This window comes from Pseudomonas sp. BCA17 (assembly GCF_004519405.1).
Classification (GTDB): domain Bacteria; phylum Pseudomonadota; class Gammaproteobacteria; order Pseudomonadales; family Pseudomonadaceae; genus Aquipseudomonas.
Genome location: NZ_SGWI01000001.1, coordinates 737,627 through 752,824, shown reverse-complemented (window position 1 = coordinate 752,824; position 15,198 = coordinate 737,627). Strand labels below are relative to the sequence as shown.

General features: G+C 60.4%; 16 protein-coding genes. 8 read left to right on the top strand and 8 right to left on the bottom strand.

Annotation, left to right across the window (positions count from 1 at the left end; genetic code table 11):
• Window positions 1–57 precede the first annotated feature (57 nt).
• Window positions 58–969 carry a LysR family transcriptional regulator gene (locus EXW71_RS03305; protein ID WP_123718696.1) on the top strand — a complete coding sequence of 304 codons (912 nt, stop codon included), beginning with the start codon at window positions 58–60 and terminating at the stop codon, window positions 967–969.
• Window positions 970–1,203: 234 nt separating this feature from the next.
• Here the strand turns inward: EXW71_RS03305 and EXW71_RS03300 are convergent, their stop codons facing one another.
• The 6 genes from EXW71_RS03300 to EXW71_RS03275 form a co-directional block, all read right to left on the bottom strand.
• A complete protein-coding gene (locus EXW71_RS03300) occupies window positions 1,204–1,584 on the bottom strand; it encodes a hypothetical protein (RefSeq protein WP_134657567.1) in 381 nt (126 codons plus the stop codon).
• A gap of 139 nt (window positions 1,585–1,723) precedes the next feature.
• On the bottom strand, window positions 1,724–2,161 hold the full coding sequence (locus tag EXW71_RS03295; RefSeq protein WP_134657566.1) for a hypothetical protein: 438 nt from the start codon (window positions 2,159–2,161) through the stop codon (window positions 1,724–1,726).
• 193 nt (window positions 2,162–2,354) lie between these two features.
• On the bottom strand, window positions 2,355–3,500 hold the full coding sequence (gene argE / locus EXW71_RS03290) for an acetylornithine deacetylase (RefSeq protein WP_134657565.1): 1,146 nt from the start codon (window positions 3,498–3,500) through the stop codon (window positions 2,355–2,357).
• Entirely contained in the window at window positions 3,497–4,174 is a 678-nt protein-coding gene (locus EXW71_RS03285) for a DUF1028 domain-containing protein (protein WP_134657564.1), read from the bottom strand. Before EXW71_RS03285 ends, argE begins: the two co-directional genes overlap by 4 nt.
• A 10-nt stretch (window positions 4,175–4,184) precedes the next feature.
• Entirely contained in the window at window positions 4,185–4,607 is a 423-nt protein-coding gene (locus EXW71_RS03280) for a RidA family protein (RefSeq protein ID WP_134657563.1), read from the bottom strand.
• Window positions 4,608–4,630: 23 nt separating this feature from the next.
• Window positions 4,631–5,962, bottom strand: coding sequence for a flavin-containing monooxygenase (locus EXW71_RS03275; RefSeq protein ID WP_372241302.1), 1,332 nt, complete (start codon window positions 5,960–5,962; stop codon window positions 4,631–4,633).
• Window positions 5,963–6,157: 195 nt separating this feature from the next.
• Here EXW71_RS03275 and EXW71_RS03270 point away from each other — a divergent pair, with 195 nt between their 5' ends.
• The 4 genes from EXW71_RS03270 (at window position 6,158) to EXW71_RS03255 (ending at window position 11,408) form a co-directional block, all read left to right on the top strand.
• The gene (locus EXW71_RS03270) at window positions 6,158–6,955 is read left to right on the top strand and encodes a helix-turn-helix transcriptional regulator (protein ID WP_134657904.1); all 798 of its coding nucleotides are present in this window, start codon (window positions 6,158–6,160) and stop codon (window positions 6,953–6,955) included.
• A 46-nt stretch (window positions 6,956–7,001) separates the two neighbouring features.
• Window positions 7,002–8,384, top strand: a complete 1,383-nt coding sequence (locus tag EXW71_RS03265; protein WP_134657561.1) for an aspartate aminotransferase family protein — start codon at window positions 7,002–7,004, stop codon at window positions 8,382–8,384.
• 117 nt (window positions 8,385–8,501) lie between these two features.
• Window positions 8,502–9,881: an APC family permease gene (locus tag EXW71_RS03260; RefSeq protein WP_134657560.1), complete on the top strand. Its 1,380-nt coding sequence runs from the start codon at window positions 8,502–8,504 to the stop codon at window positions 9,879–9,881.
• Window positions 9,882–9,917: 36 nt separating this feature from the next.
• The gene (locus tag EXW71_RS03255; RefSeq protein WP_134657559.1) at window positions 9,918–11,408 is read left to right on the top strand and encodes an aldehyde dehydrogenase; all 1,491 of its coding nucleotides are present in this window, start codon (window positions 9,918–9,920) and stop codon (window positions 11,406–11,408) included.
• 11 nt (window positions 11,409–11,419) lie between these two features.
• Here the strand turns inward: EXW71_RS03255 and EXW71_RS03250 are convergent, their stop codons facing one another.
• Window positions 11,420–12,022: a response regulator transcription factor gene (locus EXW71_RS03250; protein ID WP_134657558.1), complete on the bottom strand. Its 603-nt coding sequence runs from the start codon at window positions 12,020–12,022 to the stop codon at window positions 11,420–11,422.
• A gap of 114 nt (window positions 12,023–12,136) precedes the next feature.
• On the opposite strand from EXW71_RS03250, the gene EXW71_RS03245 reads away from it, so the two are divergent.
• Window positions 12,137–13,750, top strand: a complete 1,614-nt coding sequence (locus EXW71_RS03245; protein WP_134657557.1) for a HAMP domain-containing sensor histidine kinase — start codon at window positions 12,137–12,139, stop codon at window positions 13,748–13,750.
• Here the strand turns inward: EXW71_RS03245 and EXW71_RS03240 are convergent.
• Window positions 13,743–14,075, bottom strand: coding sequence for a hypothetical protein (locus tag EXW71_RS03240; RefSeq protein WP_134657556.1), 333 nt, complete (start codon window positions 14,073–14,075; stop codon window positions 13,743–13,745). The two genes, EXW71_RS03245 and EXW71_RS03240, sit on opposite strands and share 8 nt — an antisense overlap.
• A 177-nt stretch (window positions 14,076–14,252) precedes the next feature.
• Here EXW71_RS03240 and EXW71_RS03235 point away from each other — a divergent pair, with 177 nt between their 5' ends.
• Entirely contained in the window at window positions 14,253–14,723 is a 471-nt protein-coding gene (locus tag EXW71_RS03235) for a GNAT family N-acetyltransferase (RefSeq protein WP_134657555.1), read from the top strand.
• A 136-nt stretch (window positions 14,724–14,859) separates the two neighbouring features.
• Window positions 14,860–15,189, top strand: coding sequence for a DHCW motif cupin fold protein (locus EXW71_RS03230; RefSeq protein ID WP_123718685.1), 330 nt, complete (start codon window positions 14,860–14,862; stop codon window positions 15,187–15,189).
• Window positions 15,190–15,198 lie beyond the last annotated feature (9 nt).

Here is a 15,198-nt window from a genome sequence, read left to right as displayed (position 1 = left end):
AAAAGCCGATTTTCACGCACTTGTTTGGGGCGAAATCCCACGTTTTCGGAGGTCCTGATGGCTGCTTACAACCTGCGCCAGCTCAGATATTTTGTCACCACGGCCGAGTGCGGCAGCGTCGCCGAGGCATCGCGCAAGCTGTATATCGCGCAGCCGTCGGTTTCCACCGCCATCAAGCAGTTGGAAGACAGCTTTGGCGTGCAACTGTTTATCCGCCATCACGCCCAGGGTGTGTCGCTCACACCCAGCGGCGCGCGGTTTTATCGCAAGGCGCTGGAGCTGTTGAGGGTGGCCCATGAGTTCGAGCAGAACGCCCTGGCGGACAATGATGTGGTGGCGGGGCAGATCGATATCGGGTGTTTTGAGACCGTGGCTCCGTTGTATCTGCCGCGCTTGATCGCCGGCTTCAAGGCGCGTTGGCCGGGGGTGGAAATCCGCATTCGCGATGGCGAACAGCAGGAGTTGGTGCAGGCGTTGACGGCAGGCAGTATCGATATGGCGATGCTGTTCGAGCATGACCTGGGCGGCACCATCGAGACGACGCCACTGATGCCGCCGCAACAGCCGTATGCGTTGCTGCCGGCCGATCATCGCTTTGCGCAGCAGGCCAGAGTGTCGTTGGCGGACCTGGTGCTGGAACCGATGATTTTGCTGGATGTGCTGCCCAGCCGGACCTACTTCGTGAGCATCTTTGAAGAACGTGGGTTGACGCCGAATATTGTGTTCAGCTCGCCGTCGATCGAGATGGTACGCGGCATGGTGGGGAGGGGGTTCGGCTTTTCGATCCTGGTGACCAAGCCCTTTACCGAGTACACCTATGACGGGCAGAAGGTGGTGTGCGTGCCGTTGGCGGAAACGGTCACGGGGTCCGGTCTGTCGGCCGTGTGGCTGCGGCGGGCGCCGTTGACCAAGCCGGTGCAGTTGTTTGTCGACCACTGCCGCGAAGAACTCGCGCGACTCCTTGGCTGACAGGATCGTTCTCGCGCCGGACGCGAGAACGATCAACAGCGTAAGCCCTAATGCCAGTCAGTTAAGAAGGAGAAAGCTGGAAAGTAACCTGTGGCGAGGGAGCTTGCTCCCGTTGGACTGCGCATCAGTCCCATGCTTTGTAAACAAAGAGCGGGGCCGCTTCGCGGCCCAACGGGAGCAAGCTCCCTCGCCACACATACAGCGTTCGCCCTTAACTAGCGTAAGCCCTGACTATCAACTTTCTGGCGCGTAGTTCCTGATGCCCTCGACGCGCATCCAGTCTTCAAGCAGCTGGTTCGTCTTGTTCACGCTTTCCAGATATTTTGGACTGTAGGTGCCATCGGCCTTGTCAGGATGAAAGTTGAAGCTGAAGGTCTCTGATTTCATCGGCCCATCGCCATAATCCAGGTCGCTCGATTCCGGTTGCCCAATCGTTACTTGGGTGCCATTGCGCCTGGCGGCTTCAGACAGTAGATCGATGACCCTCGGGTAGTCTTTTTCTCCTACGGTGATACGGTTTGATTCCTTGTTCGGCGTATTGGGGCCGGGGGCCAGGCGCAATGCCTCTGGCGCTTGAAGTGTGTTGGAAAACGTAGAGGACTGGATGCCGTTCATAATAATACTCATGGATGTTTTGGAATTAATGAGCCGCAAGTTTTATGCACGGTATATGTGCTCGACCGGCAGCTCGAAGTTCTGCGGATTCACGATGTTTAATGTTGTAATGGGTCAGGATTTTCAGGTAACTGGAGGGTTACTCGACAGGGGCATAGTTAGTGATGCCCGCACTGCTCATTCTGCCTTCAAACATGCGTATTGCCCTTTCGGTTTTATTGACGTACTCGGGGCTGAAGGTGCCGTCTGCCCGGTCCGGTACGAAACTGAATTTGACCGTATGGTAGGTTCCTTTGCCGCCGCCAAAGTCATCCACGCTGGGCTGATCGGACTCCAGCTTGACCTTGACCCGATTCCAGCTTGCGGCATCGTTAAAAAAATCCAGGGCATCGGCATGGTCTTCTTCTTTAACGGTGAACTGAGCGTTGGTCGGTTTGGCATGCGCTTCATTTGAGCCTACAGCACGCACTTGGGTATCTGTATTCAGCCATGGAGCGGTCAGCGAAGATGAAATACTACTCATGATAAGCACCTGTAAGTTGGTCAGGGTATAACCCGTCAAGTTGACTGCCTTCATGGGTGGTTATTAAGGTCCTTCGGTTCCTGTCGAAGACTCAACAAGTGTGGCGGAACATTTCATATTTGAGAGTGGACAAGTTGGTATAGCGAAAGCGCCGTATGGCCCCAACTAAGTCGGCACTATACGGCGCATGGGCCTGTTCAAATGTCAGGCCGCGCAGGGAGGCGGGGCGGGTAGGGACGTGTTCAGTTCAAGCGCGGATCGACTCCAGCATGCGTTGCAGCATGGCGTCGCAGCCCGCCAGTTGCTCCAGGCTCACAAACTCATCCGGTTTATGCCCTTGGTCCATGCTGCCTGGCCCGCACACCACGGTAGGAATACCCACGGCATCAAACAACCCGCCCTCGGTGCCAAACGCCACGGTGCCGAAGTCCCGTGAACCGGAAAACGCGGCAATCAACTCCGCCGCATGGCTGCGCTCATCGGTGACCAACCCGGGATAGGCCGACAACTCGGTGAACCGAATACCACTCTGCGCGCTCACCGCCTGCATCCGCGGCAATACCTGTTGCATGGCATAGGCTTGCAGTTCTTCTGCGACATTGACCGGATCTTGAGAGGGCAGTGCGCGGATCTCAAAATCAAACCGGCAATCGGCCGGTACGATATTCAGTGCCTTGCCACCGCTGATCACACCGGTCTGCACGGTGCTGAAGGGCGGGTCAAACCTTGGGTCCTGGTGCTCCCGCAGGCGTTGTCCGATCCGTCCCAGTTCGCCAATCAAGTCGGCGGCATGCTCGATGGCATTCACGCCATAGGGCGCGTAGGCCGAATGGCACGCCTCGCCATGCACATCGCAACGCATTGCCAGCTTGCCCTTGTGGCCGAGTACCGGTTTGAGCTCAGTTGGTTCGCCGATGATGCACAGCATCGGCTTCACCGGCCGCTGTTCCAGCTCCGCCAGCAGCGAACGTACGCCCAGGCAACCGACTTCTTCGTCATACGACAGGGCGATATGCACCGGCCTGCGCAACGGCGTCTCGAGCAACGCCGGGACCAGCGCCAGTACGCAAGCGATATAGCCCTTCATGTCGGCGGTGCCCCGGCCAAACAGCTTGCCGTCGCGCTCGGTCAGCTCAAAAGGCGGCAGGGTCCAGGGCTGGCCATCCACCGGCACCACGTCGGTGTGGCCCGAGAGCACAATGCCCGGCAGTTCCACCGGGCCGATGCTGGCGAACAGGTTGGCCTTGCTGCGTTCGTCGTTGTAGACCAGCTCACTGGCCACGCCAAAACCGGCCAGGTAATCGCGCACGAACTCGATCAGTTGCAGGTTGGATTCACGGCTGGTGGTGTCGAACCCCACCAGCGTCTGCAGCAATGCGCGGCTGGTGCTCATCGGTCGTCTCCGGCCACACCGTAGCCGGGCGAGCGATCAGGGGCGAGGGCGCGGTCGATGTAGTCCTGTACCTGCGGGCGGTAGGCATCCCAGAGTTTTTGCAGCTCAACGATGGGTTTTTCATCGGCCCAATCCACCCGCAGATTGATGATGGGCCAGGTCAGTTCACCCACCACCACCAGCGCGGCGGAATGCACCGGGCCGGCTTCGCCACCGGCGGCAATGGCGGCATGCATTGCCGCCAGCAAGCGATCCGCCAACTGACCTTCGCCGTGTTCAAAGGCCCTGACCATCGCCTCGATCACGCTGCGTTCGGCGAGCATATTGCCCGCCGCCACGCATTGCTCGCCCGACACCGCGTAGTGGGTGCCGAGGGTTTCGCTGCCGCTGAAATGCACGCTGCGGCCCAGGTGATCAATCGCCGTCAGTTGCCGGTACTGGCTGTAGCCGTTGCGCGTCAGGGCCTTGTCGATGGCATCGGCAGGCGTGAGGCCCTGTTCCAGCAGGTCGAGCACGTCCGGGCCCAGCGCCGGCAGGGTGATGTTCTGGGTCGATACCGCGCCGACACCGGGCCGCAGCCATGGGCAACGGGCGCCCACTGCGATGCTTGAGGAACTGATGGCGATACCCAACTGGCCGGTGTCCGCACAACGGGCGACGATTGAAAAGGTCATGGCTGCCTCCTTACTCCGGGATCACCGCGATCACGTCAATTTCCATCAGCCACTGCGGCTGACCCAGGGCCGACACCACCAACCCGGTGGAAATCGGAAACACGCCTTTGAGCCACTTGCCGACTTCCTGATACACCGGCTCGCGATAGCGCGGGTCGATCAGGTAGGTGGTGGTCTTGACGATGTGCGACAGGTCGGAACCCGCTTCCTCGAGCAATTGCTTGACGTTGCGCATGGCTTGCTCAGCCTGGGCGCGCGGGTCACCGAGACCGATCAGGTTGCCCTCGAAATCGGTGCCGACCTGGCCGCGCACATACACGGTGTTGCCGGCGCGTACGGCCTGGCACAGGTCGTTGTCCAGGCTCTGGTTGGGGTAGGTTTCCTTGGTGTTGAACATGCGGATGCGAGTGTGGGTGGGGGCGTGGATAGACATCAGAAAAACTCCGGCAAAAGTGATCAGGCGCTGACAGGGGACTGGCGAACCACCGGGGCGGCTTCGCGGTATTCAAGGTATTGGCGTTGAATGGCGATATGGTCGGCGACGTACTTGGCGTCGTGCCATACCCCCCAGATAAACGACGAGCCCCGGCGCGATTGCCACGGCAAACCGAGGAAGTAGATGCCTGGCTCGCTGGCCACACCGCGCTGGTGCTGCGGCTTGCCGGCGGCGTCGAACGCATCGACTTTCAACCAGCTGTAGTCCACGGCAAATCCGGTGGCCCAGATGATCGACGTGATGCCGGCTTTGGTCAGGTCCAGCTCCAGGATCGGGTGCTTGATGCACTCGGCGTCGGGGAACACGCGACGGGCTTCGGGCTCCTCGGGGAGGTCCAGGCCGTTGCGCTCGATGTAGGCGTCCGCCGCATCCAGCAGGGCCAGGTAGTTCTCATCGCCCCGTGCGAGGTTTTCCACCAGGTTGGGTTGAAAGCTTGCGGTGGTGCCGTTGAAGGACTGGGTCAGGCCAACCAGGGTCATGCCTTGCTGGGCCAGCTCGCGGAAGTCGATGGTCTTGCCGCCGTGGGCGCCACTCACGGCAATGGTCACGTGCTCACGGCCCGGCTTCATGGCGGCTTGGTCCCATTCGCCCAACACCCCCAGCCACCAGCAGAAATCACGGTTGCGATAGGCACGGGGCGGACGGTCGTGGGCGCCCACCGACAGGTACACCTGACGCCCGGAGCGTTGCAATTCATCGGCGATCTGCACCCCGGATGAACCGGCACCCACCACCAGCACGGCGCCTGTCGGCAGTTGCGCAGGGTTGCGGTAGTCGGCGGAATGGATCTGGTGCAGCCCGGTGTCTTTGGGCGCAAGCGCCGGAATTACCGGTTTCTGGAATGGCCCGGTCGCCGCCACCACGCGGTTGGCTTCGATCACGCCTTCGCTGGTGTGCACGGTAAAGCCCGGGCGGCCGATATTGCGTACCACAGAGAGCACGTCGACGCCGGTGCGTATCGGTGCATTGAACTTGCGCGCATAGGCTTCGAAGTAGTCTGCAACGCGTTCTTTAGGCGCGAAGCCGTCGGCGGCGACGTCATCGAATTCCAACCCTGGAAAACGGTCATGCCAGGCAGGACCGTTGGCCACCAACGAGTCCCAACGCCCGGTGCGCCAGCGCTCGGCAATACGGCTGCGCTCCAGCACCAGATGCTGCACGCCGTGCTTGCTCAAGTGCTCGCTCATGGCCACGCCAGCCTGACCGGCTCCCACTACCAGCGTGTCTATTTTTGTCAGTGCTTCAGTCATGTGTCTGTCCTTGCGTAATGCAGTTGGATTCAGCTTGGGCATGACTTCAAGGCTAGGGGGAGGGCGGTTTTTAATAAAATATTATTAAGCTGGGAAGTGAGCATAAATATCGGATGCAGCCTCACCCTATCGGGTGATTCCGGTGACGGGGCGGCTGTGTGACCATCCTTGCAGTTCTTTGAGCGAGTCTTTGAAGTGGAAAACGACCGGCTTTCTTCTGCGCAATGGTTCGACCAGATGGCCAGGGTGACGATGAGCATCGGGCAGCCGGGGTTCGCCGCCACCTTGTTCGAGGCCCTCGGTCACATTCGGCCGATCCAGGCCACCACGTTGTATTTCTACCCGCGTGGCGGCATGCCCAGCGCGTTGTTCGAGGTGGAGGGGCCGTGGTTGCCGCAAGGCAATGTGCGCCAATACTTGTCCGGCTTTTATGTGCTCGATCCGTTTTACGGAGCCAGCGTCGAAGGTATCAGCTCAGGCTGTTACGACCTGACCGACGTGGCGCCCGATCACTTCGAACTCAGCGAATACTACCAGTCGTTTTATCGCCACTCGCACTTGGCGGATGAGCTGAACTACATCCTGCAGTCGGGTAACGGATCAAGCCTGGCTGTGTCGCTGGCGTTCACGCAAAAGCTCGATGCCGCCACCACCGAGCAATTCAAGCGCATCGCACCGTGGGTGTTGGCGGCGCTGAGCAAGCATTTTGTCGGTTTGGACGCCCACGGCGTGCGCTTCGAAAACGTGCTGGAGCAGCGGATTCACTCGGCACTCAACAACTTTGGTTCGTCGATCTTGACCGACCGTGAATGTCGTATCACCCAACTGATCCTGCGTGGTCATTCCACCCGCTCGCTGGCCGAACGCCTGGATGTCTCTGAAGACACCATCAAGTCACACCGCAAACACATTTACACCAAGCTCGATATCGGCGCGCAGTCAGAGCTGTTTGCCTTGTTTATCGACTCGCTGGCCGTAGCCCAGGGCGTGCTGAGCAAAGATCCTTTGGAAAGTTACCTGAGCAAGCGCCGCTGAGCGGCATTGCTCCCCCTTGCGTTATCACTAATAAGAGAGAAAAACCATGAACCTATCCGCACAGCTGCAACGCCGAACCGAGGACTATCAGAAGGCGGATGCGGCCCATCATATTCATGCCTTTGTCGACCAGAAGACGCTGAATGCCGAAGGCCCGCGTGTGATGGTGCGCGGTGAAGGCCTGTATTTGTGGGACAGTGAAGGCCAGCGTTACCTGGACGGCATGTCTGGTTTGTGGTGCACCCAGTTGGGCTATGGCCGCAAGGATCTGACAGCTGCCGCTGCCACGCAGATGGATCAACTGGCGTACTACAACATGTTCTTTCATACCACCCACCCGGCGGTGATCGAGCTGTCGGAACTGCTGTTCAGCCTGCTGCCTGGACACTACAGCCACGTGATCTACACCAACTCGGGTTCCGAGGCCAACGAGGTATTGATCCGGACCGTGCGCCGCTACTGGCAAGTGGTCGGTCAGCCGCAGAAAAAGATCATGATTGGGCGCTGGAACGGTTATCACGGCTCCACCCTGGCAGCGTCGGCATTGGGCGGTATGAAGTTCATGCACGAGATGGGCGGTCTGGTGCCTGACGTGGCGCACATCGACGAACCCTATTGGTACGCCTATGGCGGCGACCTGACGCCGACCGAATTCGGCCGTCGCTGTGCCTTGCAACTGGAAGAAAAAATTCTGGAGCTGGGTGCTGAGAACGTTGCGGGTTTTGTCGCCGAACCGTTCCAGGGCGCAGGTGGCATGATTTTCCCGCCGCAAAGCTACTGGCCCGAGATCCAGCGCATTTGCCGGCAATACGATGTGCTGCTCTGCGCTGATGAGGTGATTGGTGGGTTTGGCCGCACCGGCGAGTGGTTCGCCCATCAACACTTTGGTTTCGAGCCGGATACGTTGGCGATTGCCAAGGGCCTGACCTCCGGTTACCTGCCCATGGGCGGCCTGGTATTGAGCAAACGCATTGCCGACGCCTTGGTGGAGCGCGGTGGCGTGTTTGCCCACGGCCTGACCTATTCCGGGCATCCGGTGGCGGCGGCGGTGGCGTTGGCCAATCTCAAGGCGCTGCGGGATGAAGGCATCGTGCGCCAGGTGAAGGACGACACCGGGCCGTATTTGCAGAAGATCCTGCGCGAGGCGTTCGGCAACCATCCACTGATTGGCGAGATCCAGGGCACGGGCCTGCTCGCGGCCTTGCAGTTTGCCGAGGACAAAGGCACGCGCAAACGCTTCGACAATGAAAACGATCTGGCCTGGCAATGCCGCACCTTTGGTTTTGAAGAGGGCGTGATCATTCGCTCGACCCTCGGGCGCATGATCATGGCGCCGGCCCTGGTAGCCACGCGCGCGGAGTTGGACGAGTTGGTCGACAAGACCCGTATCGCGGTCGACCGCACCGCAAGGATCGCGGGAAAACTGTGAAGTGACCTGCCCACTACCCCGGGCCGGGGTGGCGGGCAACCTCCATCAGACAAGGCCTGAACGGTAGCGACGTGATCGCTTGCCGCGACGCCCTGCATCCATTTCCAGGAGTCACCCATGAATACAATAACAAACGTGACCGATACACCCGCCCACCACGCCTCAGCCAAATCCGCATCGTCCCGCCGCTTTCGCCAGCCCCTGGGCCTGGTCGGGCTGGTGCTTTTCGGGCTCGCGTATATGGTGCCGCTGGCGGTGTTTACCACCTATGGGCTTGTGACCCAGATGACCAAGGGCCATTTGCCGACCGCCTATATGCTGACCCTAGCCGCGATGCTGCTCACGGCGTACAGCTATGGGCGTATGGTCCAGGCGCATCCGTATTCCGGCTCGGTTTATTCCTATACACGCAAAGCGTTTGGCGCTTATTTCGGCTTCATCGCCGGCTGGACCTTGTTGCTCGACTACATCTTCTTGCCGCTGCTCAGTTACTTGCTGATTGGTATCTACCTGACCGAATACTTCCCCGGGGTGCCTACGGCCGTATGGGTGCTCGGCTCCATTGCCCTGGTGACCGCCCTTAACCTGGTCGGTATCGAATCCATCACCCGGGTCAACTGGATACTGATTGTGGCTCAGTTAGTGTTCATTGTGGTGTTCGTGGCGTTGTCGGTGCGCACCCTCAACGAGCAGTCCGCACCTGTTGCGTTGCTCGCGCCGTTCCACCACGACGGCTTCAGCGCGCCATTGATCATGGCGGGCGCGGCGGTGCTGTGCCTGTCGTTTCTCGGCTTCGATGCCGTGTCGACCATGGCTGAGGAAACCCCCGACCCGCGACGCACTATTCCGCTCGCGATTATGGTGGTGTCGCTATTCGGCGGCCTGTTGTTCCTGCTGGTTTCGTATTTTGCCCAAATGGTTTTTCCCGAATGGAACAGCTTCGTCGATCCGGATTCCGCCTCGGTGGACGTCATGCGTCGCGTGGGGGGCGAGCTGCTGGTGACCGCTTTTACCGCCACCTACGTGGCCGGCTGTTTTGCCTCGGCGATGGTTTCCCAGGCCAGCGTGTCGCGGGTGTTGTTCGCCATGGGCCGCGACGGCGCGCTGCCCCGGGTACTCGGCAAACTGGTGACGAAAAAGCGTGTGCCTGCCACGGCGATCATGCTGGTCAGCCTGTTCTCGTTGATTGCCCTGTTCATCACGCTGGACACTGTGGCCAACATGATCAGCTTCGGGGCGTTGTTCGCGTTTTCGGCGGTGAACCTGGCAGTGATCAAGCATTACCTGATTGACCAGAAGTTGCGCGGCGCTCGGAACTACCTGCTATACGCCGCGCTGCCGGCCCTGGGGTTCCTCAGCACGTTGTGGTTGTGGACCAGCCTGTCGGGCCTGTCCTTGACCATCGGTTTGTGCTGGATGGGGCTTGGGCTCGTGTGTTTGCTCGGTATTACGCGGGGCCTGAGTGTGAAGATGCCGGAACTGCAGATCGCTGAATAACCCTTCTTATCCCTAGACCTTCATCGGGAGTACACCGTGCTTGATCTTAACTACTGGCAACAGCGTGTTGCCCGCCAGACGTTCATCGATACCGCCTTGATCGCAGGCCGGGCCGTAAGCGCAGCCTGCGGAGCTACCTTCGACTGCATCAACCCAGCCACGAACCAGTTGTTGGCACGTGTGGCGGCCTGTGGCGAAGCGGAGGTTGATCAGGCTGTGCACAGTGCACGCCAGACCTTCGACCGCGGGCCTTGGCGGCGCATGTCACCGGGGGAGCGCAAAAAAATCATGATCAGGCTTTCCGAGTTGCTGATGACCCACCGCGAAGAGTTGGCGCTGCTCGATTCGTTGAACATGGGTAAGCCGGTGATGGATGCCTACAACGTGGATGTGCCTGGCGCAGCCAATGTGTTCGCCTGGTACGGCGAAGCCCTCGACAAGCTCTACGACCAAGTCGCGCCCACGGCACACAATGCGCTGGCGACCATTACCCGCGAAGCACTGGGCGTGATTGCGGCGGTGGTGCCGTGGAATTTTCCCTTGGACATGGCGGCCTGGAAGCTGGCGCCGGCGTTGGCTGCCGGTAACAGCGTGGTACTTAAACCCGCTGAGCAATCGCCGTTTTCCGCTCTGCGCCTGGCCCAACTGGCGCTGGAGGCGGGTATTCCTGAAGGTGTGTTGAACGTGGTGCCGGGCCTCGGCGAAAGCGCCGGCAAGGCTTTGGGGCTGCACCCGGACGTGGACGGCCTGGTGTTCACCGGGTCGACGCAGGTCGGCAAATACTTCATGCAATATTCCGCTCAATCCAACCTCAAGCAGGTGTGGCTGGAGTGCGGTGGCAAGAGCCCGAACCTGGTGTTCGACGACTGCCAGGATCTGGACTTGGCGGCGCAGAAGGCCGCCTTTGGCATTTTCTTCAACCAGGGTGAGGTGTGTTCGGCCAACTCCCGGTTGTTCGTACAACGTTCCATCCATGACGAGTTCGTTGAACGTGTGATTGCCAAATCGCGCGCCTGGATGCCGGGTGATCCGCTGAACCCCCGCAGCGCAGCCGGCGCCATCGTTGACGGCGAGCAGACCGCGCGCATCATGAAAGCCATCAGCCAGGCCCACGGCGAGGGTGCCAGGTTGCTGTGCGGTGGCGAACAGATGATCATCAATGGGGCCTCCAACTTTATCCAGCCGACCATTTTTGCCGATGTGACCCGACACATGGCGCTCTCCCGTGATGAAGTGTTCGGCCCGGTGCTGGCCATCACCGCTTTCGATACTGAAGAGGAGGCGGTACAGCAAGCCAACGACAGCCTCTACGGTCTGGCCGCCTCGGTATGGAGTGATGACCTCAACCGCGCGCACCGTGTGGCCCGGGCCTTGAATGCCGGTACGGTGTCGGTCAATACGGTCGACGCCCTGGATGTCACGGTGCCGTTCGGTGGGGGTAAGCAGTCGGGGTTTGGGCGTGATCTGTCCCTGCATGCTTTTGACAAGTATACGCAGCTGAAAACCACCTGGTTCCAGCTGCGGTAGTTCAAGCTGTCCTAGAACTCCCCGGAGTACTTCACCGCTGCGGCCGCACGGGAGGGCACATCCAGCCTGCGCAGCAGCGACGACACATGGATACGCACGGTAAACGGCGAGATAGCCAGGGCTTTGGCGATTTCCTTGTTGGTCTTGCCCTGGGCGATCAGGCGCAGTACGTCCTGCTGGCGGGCGGTGAGGGTATGGGTGTCGAGGGGCAACAGCCCCGAAGGTGCGAACTTGACCAGCACCTCGCCTTCGCGGATCGCCAGCAGCGCCTGGCCGATCTCATCGGGGGCGATATTCTTGCCGATAAAACCGTCCGCACCCAGCGCCATGACCTGATCGATCAGCGCCGGGTCGTCCACCATCGACACCACGATCAACGTGGTGCGACGCAGTTGTTGACGCAGGTCGGCCAACTGGCTCAGGCAGGTCAGGCCCGGAAAACGCAGGTCGAGGATCAGGGTATCGATGTCGCCGTCTTCGAGGGTCAACCTGTGCACGGCCTCCATGTCGCCAGCTTCCTGCACGATTGCCTCGGGCAGCAGGCGCTGTACGGTGCGCAGCATGCCTTCGCGAAACATCGGGTGGTCATCGGCGATGATGATGCGAGCGGTCATGAGAGGCTCCTGCCTGGAACAAGGTTGTGCGGTTGCATGCTACCTTACCACCGTGCCCGAGGCTTGCCTGGGGTGTCCGCTGGATTTGATGATTGCCGCACAAGGACGTAAACCATGGGTGCCGAGACCAACTCCGAACTCGACCAGGCCAACCTGCGGATCGTGGTTGCCAGCATCGCTATCGTGTACATCGGCGCGCTGGGCTTCCTGCCCGGTCAGTCGGTGGACACCTACCTGCCGGTGATTCTCTACATACTGGTGTTCCTGCTGGCTTCCATTGCCTTGCGCCAAGTGATCGCACGGTGGCCGGGGCATTACCCGGCGCGGCGGATTTTCGGCATGATTCACGACTACACCGGCACCTCGTTCGGCATGGTGGTGGGAGGCGAGGCGGCGTTGCCGCTATACGCCGTGATGGTGTGGGTCAACCTGGGCAATGGCATGCGCTATGGCTCGCGCTACCTGGCGATTGCCACGGCATTGGCGTTGCTGGCGCTGCTGATCGTGTATCGGCTCACGCCGGTGTGGCAGGCACAGCCCTTCATGGTGATGATGCTGATGATCACCAGCACAGTGATCCCGGTTTACGCGCATATCCTGCTGGAGCGCACACGCAAGGCGTCTGAGCAAGCCATCGCCGCCAATCTGGAAAAGTCCCGCTTCCTCGCCCAGGCCAGTCACGACTTGCGCCAGCCGATCCACTCCATCGGCCTGTTCACGGCGTGCCTGCGCGAATCCCGCCTGGGCGATGAAGAGCGGCGGCTGGTGGATAACATCGACCGCTCGCTGCTCAACGTCTCGCAATTGTTTCGTTCGATTCTCGATCTCTACACGCTCGACAACGGCCGCCTGCTGCCCAAGTACCAGCCGGTGAACCTGGGCGAGTTGCTTGCCGACCTGGTGCGCCAGAATGCCGAGGCCGCGCGTTGGGCCGGTGTGGAGTTGCGACTGCGACCTTGCGATCACTGGGTGCTGGTCGATCCGGCGCTGTTGGCGACGATGGTGCAGAACGTTCTGTCCAACTGCTTCAAATACGGCGCGCATCGGCCTGTACTGATCGGCGTGCGCATTCGTGAAGGCGGCTTGGCGGTGGAGATTCATGATCGGGGCCGGGGGATTGCCGAGGAACATCTTGCCAAGGTCTTCGAAGAGTTTTACCGGGTGCGCCACCAGCGTGACAAAGACGTCGAAGGGGTGGGCCTGGGGCTGTCCATCGTCAAGCGCCTGGGGCAACTGATGGGGGTACAAGTGAGTCTGCGTTCCCGGGTTGGCCATGGCACCTCCGTGAGCCTTTATGGCCTGACCGTGGCAACCGCGCCGTACGCGACGGCACCACGCGACGAAGCGCGACAGGTCGGCTTGCTGACCGGTTTGAAAGTTTGCCTGGTGGAAGATGATCAGAACGTGCTGCTCGCTACCCAGGCCCTGCTGGAGCGCTGGGGGTGCGAGGTACAGGCCCGATTGTCAGGGCGCGACTTGGTCAGCGATTGCGACATCATCGTCGCCGACTACGACCTGGGTAACCATGCCACGGGTATCGAGTGCATCGATGCCCTGCGGGCGCAGCGCGGCTGGGCAGTCCCGGCGCTGATCCTCACCGGGCATGATGTGGAAAAAATCCAGGCCGCGTTGCACGACCGCCAGATTGCGATTCTTTCCAAGCCGGTACGCCCGGCGGAACTGCGCGGCGCCCTGCGTGACCTCAGCCAGCAGACTGTGACTAGTTAAACGGCGTCAAGCCATTGCCGCGAGCGCCTTTTGGTTGGCAATAAGCGGCCGGTTTCATCATGCCAAAGCTGGCCACGGCAAACATGCCGCCGCTGGCACCGCTGGGCACGGAGCAGTTGTAATCGCCGCTAGCGGTGCTGGCGATGTAATAGGTCGTCATGGAGTCGTTGCGCACATTAGAAATACGCTTGACCGGTTCACCCAGATTGGTTTCCGACAGCGTCTTGAGATGGTCTTCGGTTGGCTTGATGTTGCTGCAACCGGCGATGCCGATGATCAAGGCACCCAGCAGGGCGAAGCGAGTCGTGGGAGGGTAGAGTTTCATGGTAGGTCTTCCTTGGGGTTGTTGTGGTTTTCCAACGCGCAACGACCCCTCGCGCATTGACGGCACGGTGTTGGCAGAGCGTTGGAAGTGCTGCGGAATATAGCGCTGCGAGCAGACAGGGTCGATTAGCACAAATGGGCTAATAGCCGTTTAGGGGCATGGAAGGAGTGTGTACGGTTGGAAATAAAACGAGCCACGCCAGACGACGCCGAGCGCGCGTTTGAGATTCGCCGCGAGGCCATTCGCGGTCAATGCATCGGAGCCTACAGTGCCGAGCAGATGGCCTTATGGACACGCGGCACGGCCGAAGACGGCTACAGCGCGTTGATGGACAAGCCATTTTACCTGGGTTGGGTAAACGGTGAGCCGGTCGCCACCGGTATGCTCGACCTCGATAAAAATGAAGTCGGCGCGCTGTTCGTGCTGCCGGCCTTCACCGGGCGCGGGTACGGCAAGGCGATGCTCGACCATCTGGAGAAAGTGGCACGGGAACTGGCCATTGAAGAAGTGGTGCTGGACGCCACGTTGAACGCGGCAAGCTTCTACCGTGCGTGCGGGTATGTGGGCGAGGAGCAGGCGGTGTATCACTCGCCGTCGGGGTTGACGCTGGCGTGTGTGCCGATGGTGAAGCGGCTGGCTGCGGTTTAAACCCTACGGAATCTCCGCACTTGATTGCCTGACAAGCGAAGGCACCTGTATCCCGCAAAACCGTCGGGTCTGTGTCTATCGCCAACGGCCTCGGCCCGGTAGTTTCATGCCACGCTAACTGACGACCGAGTGTCCCATGGATCTTACCGCTGTCCCGTTTGGCACCACGGATTGGGCTACCCTCGAACCCACAGCCCATCCTGGCGTTACCGGCAATGCCTTATGGCGTACTTGCCATTTCGGCACCACCCGCGTGCGCCTGGTGGAGTACACGCCCGGTTACCTGGCGGATCATTGGTGCTGGAGAGGGCATGTGCTGTTGTGCCTTGAAGGCGAGTTGCACACGGAGCTGGAAGATGGTCGCCGGTTCACTCTGACGGCCGGGATGAGTTATCAGGTGGGCAATGACATGGAGGGGCATCGCTCCTCGACGGCCATTGGCGCCAAACTCTTCATTGTCGACTGAACCTGTAGG